Origin of the sequence: Sphaerisporangium sp. NPDC005289 (genome assembly GCF_040607455.1) — a bacterium.
Lineage (GTDB): Bacteria > Actinomycetota > Actinomycetes > Streptosporangiales > Streptosporangiaceae > Sphaerisporangium > Sphaerisporangium rhizosphaerae.
In genome coordinates, this window is the sequence record NZ_JBEXGS010000031.1 from 64,695 (window position 1) to 81,148 (window position 16,454).

General features: G+C 68.2%; 11 protein-coding genes. 4 read left to right on the plus strand and 7 right to left on the minus strand.

From position 1 onward, the window contains the following. Positions 1-197 precede the first annotated feature (197 nt). Positions 198-2,906, plus strand: a complete 2,709-nt coding sequence (locus tag ABZT47_RS36120) for an RICIN domain-containing protein (RefSeq protein WP_354852346.1) — start codon at positions 198-200, stop codon at positions 2,904-2,906. Between the two features lie 776 nt (positions 2,907-3,682). Here the strand turns inward: ABZT47_RS36120 and ABZT47_RS36125 are convergent. The 3 genes from ABZT47_RS36125 to ABZT47_RS36135 all read right to left on the minus strand — a co-directional run bounded on the left by ABZT47_RS36125 (position 3,683) and on the right by ABZT47_RS36135 (position 9,195). Beyond that, positions 3,683-4,276, minus strand: a complete 594-nt coding sequence (locus tag ABZT47_RS36125) for a hypothetical protein (protein ID WP_354852348.1) — start codon at positions 4,274-4,276, stop codon at positions 3,683-3,685. A gap of 165 nt (positions 4,277-4,441) precedes the next feature. Next, positions 4,442-8,731, minus strand: coding sequence for an AAA family ATPase (locus ABZT47_RS36130; protein ID WP_354852349.1), 4,290 nt, complete (start codon positions 8,729-8,731; stop codon positions 4,442-4,444). Between the two features lie 56 nt (positions 8,732-8,787). Continuing rightward, a complete protein-coding gene (locus ABZT47_RS36135; RefSeq protein WP_354852351.1) occupies positions 8,788-9,195 on the minus strand; it encodes a hypothetical protein in 408 nt (135 codons plus the stop codon). A 222-nt stretch (positions 9,196-9,417) separates the two neighbouring features. On the opposite strand from ABZT47_RS36135, the gene ABZT47_RS36140 reads away from it, so the two are divergent. Then, on the plus strand, positions 9,418-9,861 hold the full coding sequence (locus ABZT47_RS36140) for an NUDIX domain-containing protein (RefSeq protein ID WP_354852353.1): 444 nt from the start codon (positions 9,418-9,420) through the stop codon (positions 9,859-9,861). 42 nt (positions 9,862-9,903) lie between these two features. Here the strand turns inward: ABZT47_RS36140 and ABZT47_RS36145 are convergent, their stop codons facing one another. The 4 genes from ABZT47_RS36145 to ABZT47_RS36160 all read right to left on the minus strand — a co-directional run bounded on the left by ABZT47_RS36145 (position 9,904) and on the right by ABZT47_RS36160 (position 12,054). Then, complete coding sequence (locus ABZT47_RS36145) at positions 9,904-10,344, minus strand: ATP-binding protein (RefSeq protein ID WP_354852355.1); 441 nt, start codon at positions 10,342-10,344, stop codon at positions 9,904-9,906. Positions 10,345-10,462: 118 nt separating this feature from the next. Next, positions 10,463-11,311: a helix-turn-helix transcriptional regulator gene (locus tag ABZT47_RS36150; protein ID WP_354852357.1), complete on the minus strand. Its 849-nt coding sequence runs from the start codon at positions 11,309-11,311 to the stop codon at positions 10,463-10,465. 13 nt (positions 11,312-11,324) lie between these two features. Next, positions 11,325-11,834 carry a DUF6879 family protein gene (locus ABZT47_RS36155; RefSeq protein WP_354852359.1) on the minus strand — a complete coding sequence of 170 codons (510 nt, stop codon included), beginning with the start codon at positions 11,832-11,834 and terminating at the stop codon, positions 11,325-11,327. After that, a complete protein-coding gene (locus ABZT47_RS36160; protein ID WP_354852361.1) occupies positions 11,812-12,054 on the minus strand; it encodes a hypothetical protein in 243 nt (80 codons plus the stop codon). Before ABZT47_RS36160 ends, ABZT47_RS36155 begins: the two co-directional genes overlap by 23 nt. A gap of 194 nt (positions 12,055-12,248) precedes the next feature. On the opposite strand from ABZT47_RS36160, the gene ABZT47_RS36165 reads away from it, so the two are divergent. Next, positions 12,249-13,505: a glycosyltransferase 87 family protein gene (locus ABZT47_RS36165; RefSeq protein WP_354852363.1), complete on the plus strand. Its 1,257-nt coding sequence runs from the start codon at positions 12,249-12,251 to the stop codon at positions 13,503-13,505. Positions 13,506-13,820: 315 nt separating this feature from the next. Next, positions 13,821-16,418: a rifamycin-inactivating phosphotransferase gene (gene rph / locus ABZT47_RS36170; protein WP_354852365.1), complete on the plus strand. Its 2,598-nt coding sequence runs from the start codon at positions 13,821-13,823 to the stop codon at positions 16,416-16,418. The last annotated feature ends 36 nt before the right edge of the window (positions 16,419-16,454 follow it).

Here is a 16,454-nt window from a genome sequence, read left to right on the forward strand (position 1 = left end):
GGCCTTACGTATGATGTCGGCCATGCCGTCGAACCGATACGACGATCCCATTACGAGGAGACAGGATGCCCCCCCTCAAGCCGTCGGCTTTCACTGACGAACGGCGACGGCCTGAACGGCCGGGCGGTGGCGCCTGCGGAGGGGCGGCCGGACCCGGGAAGTGCCTCACAAACGGGATTCACCCGAAAGGATCACCGATGAAGCGGAGCGACCCCTCCTCCCGTCCTCGACGTACGGCGAGCAGGTGGCCGGCTGTGGTGGCGGCCCTGCTGGTCGCGACGATCGGAGCTCAGCCGGCTGTGGCGGCACAGCGGCCCGCGGTGAAGCCGTCGGACTCCGCCGCGACGGTCGCCGCCGCCGCTGGGGACATCGACGGCTTCACCGCGGGCAATGCCGCGATCGCCTCGGTCGATCTCGCCGGGACGTGGAGCTTCACCCCGGCGGGCCGGTCGACGACGTCGATCAAGGTGCCCGGAGGCGGCTGGTACAAGCAGGGGTTCACCGATGTGTCCCAGGCGGTGTACTCGCGGACGGTGACGGTGCCGGACTCCGGGCAGCCGCAATCGGCGTGGATCGAGTTCGGCGCCGTGAACCACCAGGCGACCTTGTCGGTGGACGGCCGCGTGGTCGCGACGCAGACCACGGCCTTCACCCCGTCGAAGTTCGACATCAGCGCCTACGCCGCCCCGGGGACCACTCATACGATCAGCGTCGACGTGAAGGGCCGCGGCGCGTTAAAGGCATCCAACGGCCGGTACCTGGTGCCCGACGCCGCCGAGTGGTCCGAGGCGGTCCCCCAGGGGATCTACCGTTCGGCGTTCCTGCGGGTGTACCCGGCGGTGTACGTCAGCGACACATTCGTGCGTACGTCGGTGGCGAACAAGACGTTGAGCTACGACGTGTCGGTGCGTAACACGTCGGGCAGTTCCCGGTCGGTGACGTTGACCGGGTCGCTGTCGTCCAACAACGGAACGGCTTTCAGCTACCCGGAACTGCCCAGCCGTACGGTCACCGTGGCGGCCCACTCGACCGGGACCGTGACCGTCGGGCCGGTCGCGTGGAACCTCGACAGCACCTCGTATTGGTGGCCCAACGTGCCGTACCGGTCGGGGTACCGGGCGCAGCTGCACCGGCTGACGGTGCATGCCGACACCGATGACGGGCACACCAGCGACGCCACGTACCGGTTCGGGTTCCGGGAGGCCACCCAGAACGGCGAGTACTACTACCTCAACGGCGTGCGCGTGAACTTCCGCGGCGACAACCTCCAGGGTGCCGACTACGACCGGATCAACAACGGCGGCAAGGGCGACGCCTACGACACCCTGCCCGGATTCCTTCCGCCTTCGTCGGGCAACGGCGGCTGGCCGCAGGCCGTGGACAACTACCAGCGGCTCAACTACAACGTGGTGCGCGTCCACCAGGAGCCGGCCAGCCCGTACATGTTGGATGTCGCCGACGAGATGGGCCTGATGCTCATCGACGAGGTCGCGATCCGCGGCTCCCAGTCCGGGCAGGATTGGATCACCGGGCACGACAACATGGTCAACCACGCCCGTGCGCTGGTCCTGCGCGACCGCAACCACCCCGCGGTCATCCGCTGGAGTCAGAACAACGAGCCGAACCAGAGCGGCCAGGATTCCGAACAGTTCGAGAAGGACCTGTACGCGGCGATGAACGGCGCCGACGGCACCCGGCCGATCATTGCCGAGCTGGGGGTCGGCGCGAATCTCAACGCGTATCCCGGGATGACGTACGCCAACTTCGCGGTGATCTCGCACTACGTCGACGGCTTCGGCAGGTACGGGGAGGGCCTGATCACCGTGAATGGGCGGCCCGACGGCGAGGGCGAGTACATCTGGCCGGCATGCAACACCAAGCAGGGCTTCGAGTGGTTCGCCACGGCAACCCTGGCCAAGCGCGGCAAGAACGCCACCGACTTGCGTCCGTACACGCTGCTGTCCGCGTGGGCCGGTTTCGTGCCCGGCGTGCGTTCCACGGACTTCACCCCGGAGGAGGGCGGTCATCCGCTCTACGGCGTGGACAACCTCCCGGACCCCTGGAGCAACCCGCAGATCCAACGCGTGCAGGCGGCGTTCAACCCGGTGGCAGCGGTCGACCTCCCGTACTGGTCCGCCTCCGGCGCCTCGGACTCGAACGGCACCTTCCCTCTGCCGCAGGCCGTGCCCACCTACGCCCGGAACGCCACGGTCACCCGCAACATCACCGTCTTCAACGACGACTTCGCCGACACTTCGGTGGGCTTCACCTGGACGGCGCGGCTCGACGCGCCGGACGGCGCGGTCGTCGCGTCCGGAAGCACGACCCTGACCGTCCCGCTCGGCTCGCGGGTCACCCAGCCGGTGTCCTTCACCACCCCGGCCACCGGCAACCGCGTGTACCTGCAGCTGTCGACCACGAAGTCCGGTAGCCCCGTCTTCACCGACGCGGTGGAGTACTTCAACCTCGGCGGAAGCAGCGGGAGCGGACCCGCACCGGGCACCTACCGCATCGTCAACCGCAACAGCGGCAAGCCGCTCGCTGTCGCGGGCAACTCCACCGCCGACGGTGCCAAGGTGGTCCAGCAGAGCGGCACCGCCACCTGGACCATCGCCACAACCTCCGACGGCTCCTACACCCTCAAGTACGTCCCGAGTGGAAAGATGCTCGACGTCAACGCCGGCAGCAGCACGGCCGGGCTGCAACTGCAGCAGTGGACGGCCAACGGCGGCACCAACCAGATGTGGTATCTGCGGTCCACCGGCAACGGCTACTACACCATCGTCAGCCACGACAGCGGACTGGTGGCGGACGTCTCCGGTGCGGCGACGAGCGACGGGGCACAGGTCGTGCAGTGGGCCGCCAACGGCGGGGCCAACCAGCAATGGCAATTTAACCAGAACTGACCGGACGACTCGGTTCTCGCGTGCTGCCGCGGCGTCGACCGCTACCCCTGGCCGCTCGGCCCTGCGGCCAGGGGTAGCGGCGAGATGTCAACTCCGAACGTCGGCAAGCGACCACCATCGAGTACCTTGTCTCCGCTCCCATCGGTACGGGCGGGCAGTCCACCGCAGTGAACGCATTGAACCGCCTCGCTCGCGAGCGGTAGGCGCTCGTCATTGATCGAACCCCCATGGGGGTTCGATCAATGACGGTCAATGGACCCCACGCTGATGGAGGTTCCGCAACAGTCGGCCGGCTCCTACAACCATGAGGAGATCCACATGGCTTGTTCGCACAGCTCGGGGGCCGCAGCGTTCGATGGTCCATGGTGAAGGGCGCTACGGCCGTCGTGTTGGTTCAATCACCGCCGCCATCCCTATAAAGGGCGTTATGGAATCGCAGTCCGAGCAAGAACGCCAGAGGGGGAAGCATGTTGGCCATCGCCTTCATCGCGCATCCCCGTGGGGGCGATAAGCCGCCTCCGGTGCGCCGGGTGACGATCTTGCTAACGCGGATCCTGACCGAGTCCCGAGACGGCCGTAGACGTCGACAGAAGACGATCAAGCCAGTCAGCCCGCTGAGCAGGCGGGAAGAGACGCTGAGGGACAGGAGTAGACGATCTTCTTCCGGCTTGTGAACCGTAGGTCAGGGGTTCGATTCCCCTCGTCGGCTCCCACGTCAAAGGCCCCTTGCGATCATCACAAGGGGCCTCCTGCCAACAGGTTCGCTAACAGCTGGGCTAGCAGACGCCGGGTAACTTACACACCTTGGCGGCCATCTTCCTGGCGTTCTTGGTCAGTCGGCCGGGGTCGTAGATTCCCTCGTCGGTCGTGTAGATCATCAGTGCGCGGCCCCGGCGCGCGGCGATGCCGGTCATCGTCACGTTCACGCTGCCGTCCTGCCAGGTCTGGTAACCCATGCCCATGGCCTCGTCTCCCGCCTTGGCCTTACTCGTCCGCCATTGGATCTTGAGTTGGGGCGCCGACGGGTCGCCCTTACGTGCGCACCGCTTGACCTCGGCGCGCAGACGGGTGAGCGCGGAATGGGCGCTCCGGGGGCTGTTGTAGATGACGAGCTGTTCGGAGGAGCTGCTGGGGCCGCTGGTCCAGTGCGTGATCGTGCGGGCGGCCACCCGGCCGCGGTCGACGGCGTGCCGGTGCCGGCACGGGTTCAGCTCCAACGGCTTGGTGAGCTTGTCGCTGATCTCGTAGCCCTGTTCGTCCGCCTCATGGGGGTCCTGGACCCTGCGCGCGTCGCGTTCGGTGAGCAGGAAGTTCTTCGGAATCTCGGTCACGGTCGCGGGGGACAGGGCCAGCAGCAAGGAGAGCGTCACGCTGATCATGAAGAGTTGGACGACGGCGGGAACGGCTTGGTTCTCGGTCCTCTCGCCGGATCGGCTCAGGCAGGTCGGGGTTGAACCGCCTGCGTCCCTTTCCGGCCGCGCATCCGTGGCCCTGGCATCCCTCGTCGGCTCCCACGTCAAAGGCCCTTGCGATCATCACGAGGGGCCTTCTGCTCGGTTGCTCATGCCGTCGCAGGAGCGCTCGTAGGGCAGTTGGGGGATGAGGTTCTTCCAGCCGTCGGGAGTGATGTCGGGCTTGCTGAGCCGCCCGCATATCTGCTCGGCGACCCGTCGAGGGTCGATGTTCCACGCCAGTGGCGGGCCGATCCCGGTGGCGACCACGGTCCGGTTCCGCGCGTCGTAGGCCACAGCGACGATCTTGTGGTCGGCGGGCAGGCTGGTCAGCAGGGTCTTGTCGCGTATCTTCCAGATGCGCACGGTCATGTCATCGCTCGCGCTGATGAGGGTCGCGCCGTCCGGGGCGTACACCAGGTCGTTGATCTGGGCGGTGTGCGCGTGCAGAGTGGCGGACACCTTCCTGGTGGCGAGATCGTAGAGGCGGATGAGGGTGTCACCGCCTCCGCCCGTGGCGAGCGTGCGGCCGTCGGGGCTGAAGGCGAGCGCCGGCACGCTCCCGGGTTGGGAGAGCCGGTCGTCGACCAGTGAGTTCCGGCGCGTGTCCCAGAGACGGACGATGCCTTCGAAGCTTCCGGTGGCCAGGGTCCGCCCGTCCGGGCTGTAGGCCAGCGACTGGACGCCCTGTGTCAGGGCCGTCGCCCGGGTGAAGGCGGGGTCGCCGCCGTTGCCCTCGAGCGTCGCGCGAAGTGAGCCGTCCGCCGGGTTCCACAGGCGGACCGTGGGGTCGTAGATGGCGGAGGTGGCCAGCGTGCGGCCGTCCGGGCTGAAGGCGATCGCGTTCATCACGCCGTGGTGGTGGGTCGTGATGGTCCTGAGCAACTTCTGACCGGGGACGTCCCACAGGCGCACGGTGCCGTACCGGTCGGACCGGTCGCCGGACGCGACGGCCAGCAGCGTCCCGTCCCGGCTGAAGGCGACGGCCATGGGGGTATGGCCCAGACCGGGGAATGTCGCCACGCGCCGGCGCGCGGGCATCGAGTACAGGACGACGTCGGACATCTCGGCCACCGCCAGCAGGTTCCGGGCGGGCGAGAAGGCCACCGTGATACCAGGGCTGAAGCGGCCGTTGAGGAAGTTGCCACGCGTGCTCCACAACTGGACGACGCCGTCGGAGCCGGCGCTGGCCAGTGTCGCGCCGTCAGGGCTGAATTCGACGCTGTTCACCTGGGCGATGTGACCGGTCAGATCGGCGAGCGGCCTGTCGCCCGCCGCGTGGTCCCATATCCGCACATGAGAGTCGTAGCCACCTGCGGCGAGGAGACTGCCGTCCGGGCTGAACGCCAGGCTGGAGACACTCCTGCCGGCGTCGTCACCCGCGATGGTCTTCATCTGCCTGCGCCGGGGGAGGTCCCAGAGCAGCACTCCACCGTCCTCGGCCGACACGGCCAGGGTGCGGCCGTCCCGGCTGATCGCCAGCCTGGTGTTCAGTTTCGCGGCGTGGCGGGTCAGCGAACGGGTGAACCGGCGGTGACGTACGTCCCAGAGTCGCACGGTGCCGTCGGGGGAGGCGATGACCAGAGTCCGTGTGTCCGGAGTGAAGCCCGCGTGGCTTCCCTGGCCGACCTCGAACGGCGCGACGACCAGGCGGCGGCGGACGACATCCCAGAGGCGCAGCTCGCCCCCGGCGCTGATGCCGGTCAGCAGCCTGCCATCGCGACTGAAAGCACCGAAGGTGACTTGTTCGTCGTCACCTGTCTCCAGCGCGGGCAGAGCCTTCGGATGACCACGGTCGGTCACCTCCCACAGGCGGATCATCCCCCTCATCGTGGCGGCCAAGGTCGTGCCGTCGGGACTGAAGGCGACGGTCGTGATGTTCATGGTCGTGCCCGGTTCGGCGGGGTTGGGGATCGTGGTGATCTGCCGATGGGTCGTGGCATCCCACAACTCCACCTCTCCGTTCTTGCCTCCTGTGGCGATCGTCTTCCCGTCAGGGCTGTAGACCGCCTTCCAGAGAAGCGGCGGGACGTTCCTCGGATCGAGCGTGTCGTCGAAGTGCTGGTTCTGGGTGCCGAGCAGCGCGCTGATCGCCTGGACGCTGTCCGGGGCCAGGCGGTAGGCCTCCACCGCCAGTTTGTGCGAGCCGAGGGGATTACCGGTCGCGTACTCGGACGCCACCTGGGGGGCGATCTGGCCGGACACCGCCACGCGATGCTGTTGCTCGGCGGCGGCCCTGCTCTCCCGGATCGTGACACCACCCGCCACGGCCACCATCAGGATCAGGACACCCAGCGCGGCGGCGAGGCGCGTCCTGATCCTCCCCCTTCTCCGGGTACGTCGGCTCTGGCGGAGGAAGTCCTGTTCCAGGGCGCCGAGTTCGTGGTCGTGCCCGGCCGCCCACGACTCCGCGGACTCCAGTGACGCGCCGCGCAACAGCAGGTAGGGATCACGATTCTGCTCGTGCCAGGCCGTCGCCGCCGTCGCCAGCCGTTGACGCAGGCGCAGCTCGTCGCGGTCCTCGGCGATCCACTCACGCAGCCGTGGCCAGGCGCGCAGGAGCGCCTCGTGGGATATCTCCGCGCCCTTCTCCGTCACGCTGATCAGACGGGCTTTGACCAGCGCGTCCCGCGCCGCGATGACAGGGGCGGGGGTGACGCCGGCCCTCGCGAGAAGCCCCGGCAGGTCGATCTCGCGTCGTGTGTCCTCCGTCTCCTCGCCGATCTGGACGCCGGCGAGGAGGATCCTCCGGATGGCCTCGCGCCCCTCGTCGTCCAGGCTGTCGTGCACCTTCTCCGCGCTCGTGGTGACCGACCGCCAGATCCCTCCCGCGGCGCGGTAGCCGGACATGGTGAGGGTCTTGCCCTCCCTGTTCCGCCAGGTGGCCAGGAGCGCGTGGGAGAGCAGGGGAAGCGCGCTGAGCACATCCTCCTCGCCGGGCCGTAGATCATGGAGCAGGAGGTCCACGAGTCCCGGCTCCAGTGACAGCCCGGCCGTCTCGGCGGGGCCCTCGATCGCCCGGCGCACCTGCGGCTCGGTCATGGGCCCGACCGGCACGTGCCCCGCGCCCAGGGCGGTGAGCAGGCCCGGATACGCCAGGCAGTGGCCGTAGAAGTCGGCTCTGACGGCCGGTACGACCAGTGCGCGGGCAGGGTCGGCCGTGCACAGGGCGTGGATGAAGGCGTTTCGCTCGGCGGGGTCCTGGCAGCGGGTGAACACCTCCTCGAACTGGTCGACGACCAGGATCAGGCGGTCGGTGGGCCGGCCCTGGTCCTGCATGGTCCTTTCGATGAGGCGGTTCACGGCGTGCGGGGCGTCGAAGAGTTCGTCGGCCGCGTCGTCGCCGGCTTCCTCAGGGGACATCGCCTGCACCAGCGCGGTCAGAGGGCTGTCGCCGGGGGTGAGGATGAGGGGCAGCCATCCGTCCTCGGCACCGGCCAGTGCCGGCAACAGTCCCGCGCGCAGTACCGAGGACTTTCCCGAACCCGAGGGGCCGATCACGAACAGGGGACCCGTTCGCCGGACGCCGACGGTCCGCACGAGTTCCCCGACCAGTTCCTCTCTGCCGAAGAAGAGACGGGCGTCGTCGGCGGTGAACTCGAATGGCTCCAGGCCCCGGTAGGGACAGGGCCCCTCCGCCGGAGGGATTCTGGTCTCGGGGCCGGGAAAGGTGTAGGCCCGATTCTGGGTGAGGGCGATTTCCCCCGCCCGTCCGAAATGCTGGGGAAAGTGTTGCGGAAATCCCCGCCTGGGCAGTTCCCGGTCGAGATAGCGGCTGATGTCGTCCAGGCTCAGCATGCGTGGTCCGAGTTCGTCGCCCTCGCGCAGGACGGTCAGCAGACATCCTGTGTACGCGGTGTGCCGCGCGCCCATGGGAGCCAGGGCCTGCTCGTCCCGGGCGGCGGCCGCCAGCAGGTGGCTGCGCCGCACCCGCATCCGTCCGAAGGCGTCGCTGATGGCGCTGGCCGCCGCGCCGTTCGCCCGTCCGGCGAAGCAGCAGTCCAGGACGACGATGATCGTTTCCGCCGGGCTGGCGATGAGCGCCTCACGCACCGCGGAGTAGGGCAGCGCCTTGTACGTGAGTCCCGTGCTCGGCCCGTCGGTGGCGGAGGTGGCGAGGTAGAGCTCACCGTGTGCGTCGAGGAGCCCGTGTCCCACGAAGGAGAACAGAAACGTGCCGCGCGCCTGCGAGGCCGCCCTGGCCAGCGTGCTTCCCAGCTCCGCCGGGTTCGCCGGATCCACGAGCGTTTCCAGGCGGCCGGGGGCGAGCCCACAGCACTCGACCAGGGCGAGCCCCAGGTCCCGCGCCGTCGTGGCGGCCGCCTCGACGTCCGGCAGGGCGGAACCCCGGACATGGCGGGCGGTGCCGGCCACGAGCGCCCGGCTTCCCGGGCGTTCAAGCGCTCGGCCGGCCGATTGCGTTCCGAGGATCACCCGCGCTCCGAGGGCCCTGGTAACTCCTGGTCCCGAGTTCGGGGAGTTCCTCCGTCTTCGCCCATGGCGCCTTCGAGCCGGCGGGTCAGTTCCGTGAGTTGTCCCGAGTCGAGCCTTCGGACGTTCCTGGCGGTGAGCGTGATCTCCCCGCCGTCCGGCCGGCGGACGGTGATCTCGACGTCTCCCACCCGCCGCCGCAGCCACGCCACCAGTGCGCTCGCCAGTGCGGTCGCGATTCCCCCCTGGCCGACGGCGGCGACGAGCACCTCAAGTGCCCCCAATCGCCCTGGACCGGGTGGGGTTCCCTGAGCCCGTACGTTTCCCAACAAGTCAGGATCGTCGTCCAGCCAACGTCGCAGAGCGTCGACGCTTTCCTCGCCCGTGACGGCGATCTGCACATCCATGGCGTCCACCCTATAGAAATTCGCCTATTGGCGGCATGCGCCACGAAAGCATCTCCGAACATCAAGATCGATCTTGATCTTTGGTGTAGCCCTGATGGTGGGGATTTCGCGTTCTTCGACTGCTAATTCAGCTTTGTACGAGATTGAGCCGTTTCATGGGCTGGTTAACGAATATCGGCGAAGGCTCTCGCGGCGCGGACTCCCCCCTGAAAGGATGGAGGGATGTCCGCTCCGCGAATCCGCGTCGCTGCCTACGTGATCCGTTACCGATGCACCCCGGAGCTCCTGGTCTTCGATCACGTGGGCGCGCCCGGTGCCGGTACTCAAGTGCCGGCGGGAGGGGTGCGGCCGGATGAAAGCCTGGAAGAGGCTGTTGTGCGGGAAGTCGCGGAGGAGACCGGCGTGACCGGGGTCTCCATCGTCCGCCTCATCGCGGTGGACGACAGACCGCACCCCAACACCGGACAGCCGCGGCGGACCACGTTCTTCCATCTCAGAGTTCATGCAGATGGCGATGATGCGTGGCACCACCATGTTCACGGCGACGGCGCGGATGCGGGCCTTCTGTTCGCGTGCCGCTTCGTTCCGATACCGCTGGTAGAGCGGCTGGCCGACGCTCAGGACGCCTGGCTGAGCGGCATCGACCGGCGAACGGGAAGGCGGTGAACTCGTGATAGGGCCTATTTCTGCTTCTGAGGTCAGGTCATCTCACAGGCTGCCGGGGTGTGCGCGCTCATCTCTGACGTCGGGCGAAGGCGGGCGCTCGTAGGCCACTTCGAACCATACGGTCCGCCCCGCCTCGTCCTCGTAGACCGACCAGGTCTTCGACATCAGATCGACGAGCATCAGGCCTCGCCCGCCCTCGGCATACGGGTCGTGGCAGACCTGCGGGGTGCTCTCCCCGCCGGCGTCCACCACGTCGACGTGGACGAAGTCCTGGCAGTCGGCCAGCGCCAGCGTCACCGTCCCTCCGTCTCTGGAGTCGGAATGGACGACGGAGTTGGTCACGACCTCGGAGACCAGGAGTGTCACCTCGTCGAGCGCGGGATGGCCGGCGCCGAGCTTCCGCCGTACGTACTCACGGGCCAGAGCGACCGATTCGGGGACGCCGACTAGATCGACAACGCCCAACAGGTGTCCAGTCACCATGCGCTCGCCTTCGTTCGCGGAAGTCCGCGTCGAAACTCACGGAGTCACGCGGGGGGCACGCTGGGACACTAGGAGCGGGTGATCGACCGGCTCAACCAACTTGCACGGACTTGCACGATCAGCTGAGAGCTCCGAGCGCCTTGGTGATCAGAGCGCGGGCCTTGCCGCCGTAGACCGCGTGCGCGGCCAGTTCCGTGAACCCTTTGACGTAGAGCGCGATCTCGCGAGGCTGGGTCACCGTCACGGCCGCCGACAGCATCTCCACGAACACCCGCTGGTCGTCGTAGATCGAGAAGGTCTCCATGGTCCACAACTTCCGGCGAGCCGCGAAGGGGATGATTCCCAGGGACACCGACGGCAGCGACATGCCTTCGAGCAGCTGCCCGAGCTGGCCGGCCATCACGTCATCGTCCGCGACACGGTCGTACAGGACCGACTCCTCCACGACCATCGCGAACCGGTGATCCCCCTCGTAGAGGAGCCGGGTACGTGCCGCGCGCGCCTCCACGGCCTCGTCGATGTCCCGCGGAGCCTCGTGGAACTCGGCGAACGATGTCAGCACCGCGCGCATGTAGCCGGGCGTCTGGAGGGGCCAGGGCATGAAGCTGGAGCAGTAGAACCGGAACAGGCGGGTCTGTTCGTACAGCGACACCCGCGTCTCCTGTAGCCGCTTCATGCTGCTGCGCTGTAGCCGCCGCCACTCCACGTACATGCTGTCGGCGTCACGAGTGGCGGCGATCAGGTCCGCGGCCTCGCCTTCGGCGTCGCAGATCCGGCACCAGGTGCGGATGTCCTCGTCCGAGGGAAGGGTGCGCCCGCGGATGAGGCGCGAGCACTTGGATTCGTCCCAGCCCGCGGCCTGGGCCAGGGCGCGGGCGGTCAGTCCTGCGTCCCGCAGGAGGTCGCGGAGGCGGTTTCCGATGGCCCGGCGGGCCTGCTCGGCGCTGGAGGAGGGGGAGGTGGACACGCGCGGCAGGTGGTCAGAGCGGCTTGTACTCGGCGTGGTCGATGCCGCGTTCCCACACGCGCTCGAAGGCCGTCAGGCAGAGCTTGACCACAGAGGGATCGTCGCACAGCTCGTGGCCGGCGGGCTCACCGGACCCGGAGTGGAAGTGGAAGAGGACCACGCGCTCGTCGAAGAGCCAGAAGTCGTTCCCCGGGAGCGCGAGGTCGGAAGCTCGTCGTCGTGACAGCCAGCGGACCTGCTCGCCGCCCGCGAGGTTCGCGAACGGCGTCGCGGAGTGCTCGTACCGGATGTAGTCGCTGACCGGCTCGGAGACCAGCCGCGCACGACGGATGACCACACCCCGGGCGACGGTCCTGCGGACCAGGTTCACCCACGGAGCGTCGAAGGCGGTGCGGTCGAAGGGAACGCCGTCCCGCCATGCCCGGAAGCCGGGGCTCGCGGTGCCATAGCCGTCGCGCATCTCCAGGTGCAGCGCGGAGCGCCGGCACTGAGCGAACAGGTCATCCCATGTCGCGGTCGCCATCACGGCACGCCTCCAGCAAGTAGTCACGCATCCGCGCGGGAAGCCTAATGATCATCTCGTCCGGTGCGAGAGGACTCCTGGCGACCACTTGGGCCACGTCCACAGGATCATCGACCACGATGCCCTGGATCACCACGCTGCCGTCCGCCTCGTCCACCCAGATGGAAGGGCAGCCGCCGTGCTCGCTGTCCGTGTCGATGCCGATGAACCGTAGCGCCATGACTGCCTCCCGTGCTTCGGATGTGTGCAGACTTGCGACATCACGACACTGACCGGCGTCTCCACCCTCAGTCAATAGCACCCGTTCCAGCGGGCTCGCCGCCGCCCGGCGGAACGGCCGGCACAGGCGAGGCGTGACAAGCTTTGGACAAGCCGGCGTGACTAGCGTTCACCGCAGCCAAGCCGGGAGTCGCCATGCCTTCTTCGGTGTCCGCAGGGCCGCGCATTCGTGTGGGCAAGAAAGATGGCGCGCGTTTTCCCATGGCATGCGGAGTACTGATCGCGCTGTGCGGCGCGCTGACGGCCTTCGCGTTCAACGCGGTCTACGCGAAGGGCTGGATCGATCTGGAGGTCTACCGGGAGGGCGGGGCGGCGGTACTGCGGGGCACCTCTGTCTATGACCTGATCGTCGGTGGAAGGTCGCTGCAGTTCACCTATTCGCCGTTCGCGGCGATGCTGTTCACGCCGCTCGCCCTGGTCGAGATGGAGACCGCCTCCGGCATCTGGGTGCTGATCTCCATACTCGCCCTTGAGGCGGTGATATGGATCCTCGTCGGCCTTACTACGGTGAAGCGCCGTGGCCGCCGGGCGACTCACGCATTGCTGGTCGTGATCGCGGCGCTTCCCCTGTATCCGGTGGCGCTGACGCTGTGGAACGGGCAGATAGGCATCATCCTGCTACTGGTGATAGTGGCAGATCTGACGCACGGCAAAGAGAAGTGGCGTGGCATAGGAACGGGCATCGCCGCCGGCATCAAACTCACTCCGCTGATATTCATCCCCTATCTCCTCCTCACGCGTCGTTACCGGGCCGCCCTGATGGCCTGCCTCGGTTTCCTCGGCACGGTGATCCTCGGATTCCTGCTGCTGCCGGCCGATTCGCGTGACTACTGGGGTGGCGCGTTCCTCGACACACACCGGGTGGTCGCCGGGCAGGGCGTGGACTTCTTCAACCAGTCGCTTCGCGGCGTGCTCGCGCTCGTGCCCGGCTCGTGGCCCATCATGCCCGTCTGGTTCGCCCTGTGCGCGGTCGTCGGCACGGGCGGACTTCTGGTCGCCGCACGGACCTGGAAGAAGGCGGGCGAGCTCGCCGGAATCACCGTCACCGGGATCGTGGGGCTGCTGGTCTCGCCCGTTTCCTGGCCGCACCATTGGGTCTGGTGCATACCGCTTCTGATGCTGTGGGCACAGCGGGCTCAGCGCTTGAACGCTCCGCTGGAGAAGGTGGGCGTGGGGTTCCTGTGGTCGATATTCCTGCTGCCGGGGTATGTCGCCCTGGCGACACTTCTCGTCTATCCATCCCACGCCGGAATGTGGTTGATGTCGCTGACGGGCAGTTATGTGCTCAGCGGATTGTCGACGTTGCTGGCGCTCGCGGTCCATTTCGGCCGGAGCGAACGGCGGCGGGGGAAGCGCGCGTCAGGGGATCCGTTCGCCGTCGTTCCGGGATAGCCGCCACGCATGGCGATCTCCTGGCCACCAGTGGAGGTGCGACGATCGACCGCACGGCATCGAAGGGTGACAGGGTGCGTGATCTCGCCTACGCGACGATGGCACTTCCTTCCATTTCCAACGTATAGCGCACCGGGGGGCTTGCGGCAAGACCCGGGTCTTGCCGCAGAATCGACGGCCGGACACAGCACCGACGAGAGATATGGGGGAAAACGTGGGTGTGTCGTCGATGTACGGGGGGCGCGACGCTCGGGAGCCGGTGAGTCGGCCGGCGATCGCCGTGCGGTGGAGCACGGTCGCCTCGGAGGTGTCGCGATGATCGAGCAGTACGTGGTGGACCTTCGAGAGGTCGACGAGACGCAGATCGCGGTCGTCGGCGGCAAGGCCGCGCACCTGGGCGCGCTGTCGCGGATCGAAGGCATCCGCGTGCCGGCCGGGTTCTGCGTGACGACGGCGGCCTTCCGGCGGATCATGGCCGAAGCGCCGTCCATGAATGATCGGCTCGATCGGCTGTCGCGCCTGAAGCCGGACGACCGGGAGGCGATCCGCACGCTCAGCGCGGAGATCCGCCGGACCATCGAAGGGACCGCCGTCCCGGGCGATCTGGCGGCGGTGATCACCGGCGCGCTCGCCGGGCCCGGCGAGCAAGCCGCCTACGCCGTGCGATCCAGCGCGACGGCGGAGGACATGCCGACGGCCTCCTTCGCGGGCCAGCAGGACACGTATCTGAACGTCATGGGGCCGGCGGCGATCCTGGAGCACGTCAGCCGGTGCTGGGCGTCGCTGTTCACCGAGCGGGCCGTGACCTACCGCCTGCGGAACGGCTTCGACCACCGCAAGGTCCACATGGCCGTGGTCGTGCAGCGGATGGTCTTCCCGGGCGCGGCCGGGATCCTGTTCACCGCCGACCCCGTCACCGGCGACCGGAAGGTCGCCACCGTGGACGCCGGCTTCGGCCTCGGCGAGGCCATGGTCTCCGGGCTGGTCACCCCGGACGTCTACAAAGTGCGCGACGGCGAAGTCGTCGCCAGGGCGGTCGCCGCGAAACAGCGTGCCCTTCACGCCCTGCCGGCCGGCGGGACGCAGGAGGTGGCGATCGACCCGCGGCGGCAGGAGCAGCCGGCGCTGACGGACGCGCAGGTCGTGCGGCTCGTGCGACTCGGACGGCGGATCGAAGCGCATTTCGCTCGCCCGCAGGACATCGAATGGTGCCTGGTCGACGATGACTTCCAGATCGTGCAGAGCCGGCCGATCACCGCGCTGTTCCCCATCCCCGCGGCGCGCGACCGGGAGAACCACGTCTACCTCTCCGTCGGTCATCAGCAGATGATGACCGACGCGATGAAGCCACTGGGGCTCTCCACGTGGCAGTTGACGGCCATGACGCCGATGCACGAGGCCGGCGGGAGGCTGTTCGTCGACGCCACCCGGATGCTGGCCTCGGCCGCGGGCCGTGCCGGGTTCCTGGAGATGGTGGGCAGGTCCGATCCGCTGACCAGGGACGCGCTGGAGACCGTCCTCGATCGCGACGACTTCGTCCTGGCGTCCCCGGACGCCGGTCCCGGCGGGCCGCCGCCCGGCGGCGCGCCCGCCCCGGTCGAGACCGATCCGGCCATCGTCACCGAGCTGGTCGAGCGCAGCCGGGCGTCCCTCGCCGCCCTGCGGCGCGACATCCGGACGAAGACCGGGCCGGCGCTGTTCGACTTCCTGCTGGAGGCGTTCCAGGAGCACAAGCGGGTCGTCAGTGATCCGCTGAGCATAAAAGTGATCATGGCCGGGATGGAGGCCACCTGGTGGCTCAACGACCGGCTGCGGGAATGGCTGGGGGAGACGAACGCGGCCGACACCCTCACGTTGTCCGCCCCCGGCAACGTCACCTCGGAGATGGGACTGGCGCTGCTCGACGTCGCTGACGTGATCCGCCCGCATCCGGAGGTGGTGGCGTTCCTGCAGGGCGTCCAGGACGACGGGTTCCTGGACGAGCTGCCGAAGTTCGCGGGCGGGACCGAGGCGCGCGACGCCATCGAGGCCTACCTCGACCGGTACGGCATGCGCTGCGTCGGCGAGATCGACATCACGAGGTGGCGTTGGCGCGAACGCCCTTCCACCCTCGTGCCCCTGATCCTCGACCACGTCAGGAACTTCGAGCCGGGCGCCGCCGAGCGGCGCTTCGAGCAAGGACGGCGGGAGGCGCGGAAGAAGACGCAGGAGGTGGTCGAACGCCTGCGCGCGCTGCCGGACGGGGAGCGGAAGGCCGAGGAGACCAAGCGGATGATCGAACGGGTCCGTACCTTCATCGGCTACCGGGAGTACCCGAAGTACGGCATCATCAGCCGCTACTTCGTCTACAAGCAGGCCTTGATGGAAGAGGCCGAGCGCCTCGTGCGGGCGAAGGTGCTCTCCGAGAAGGAGGACGTCTTCTACCTCACCTTCCAGGAGTTCCACGACGTCGTGTGCTCGAACCAGGTCGATGACGAGCTGATCCAGCGGCGCAAGGACGTGTTCCGGTCGTACGAGGCCCTCACGCCGCCCCGGGTGATGACCTCGGACGGTGAGATCATCACCGGAGCCTACCGGCGCGATGACGTGCCGGCAGGCGCCCTGGCCGGCCTGCCGGTCTCCGCCGGGACCATCGAAGGGCGCGCCCGCGTCATCCTGGACATGGCCCAGGCCGATCTCGAACCGGGCGACATCCTGGTCACGGTCCACACCGACCCGAGCTGGACGCCCCTGTTCGTCGCCATCGCCGGCCTGGTCACGGAGGTCGGAGGAACGATGACACACGGAGCGGTGATCGCACGGGAGTACGGCCTGCCGGCCGTCGTCAGCGTGGTGGACGCCACTCGGCTGATCACCGACGGGCAGCGGATCCGCGTGCACGGAAGCGACGGGTACGTCGAGCTACTGCCCTGACCGGCCGGTCACCGGCAAGCCCTTCCGCCGGCGTGA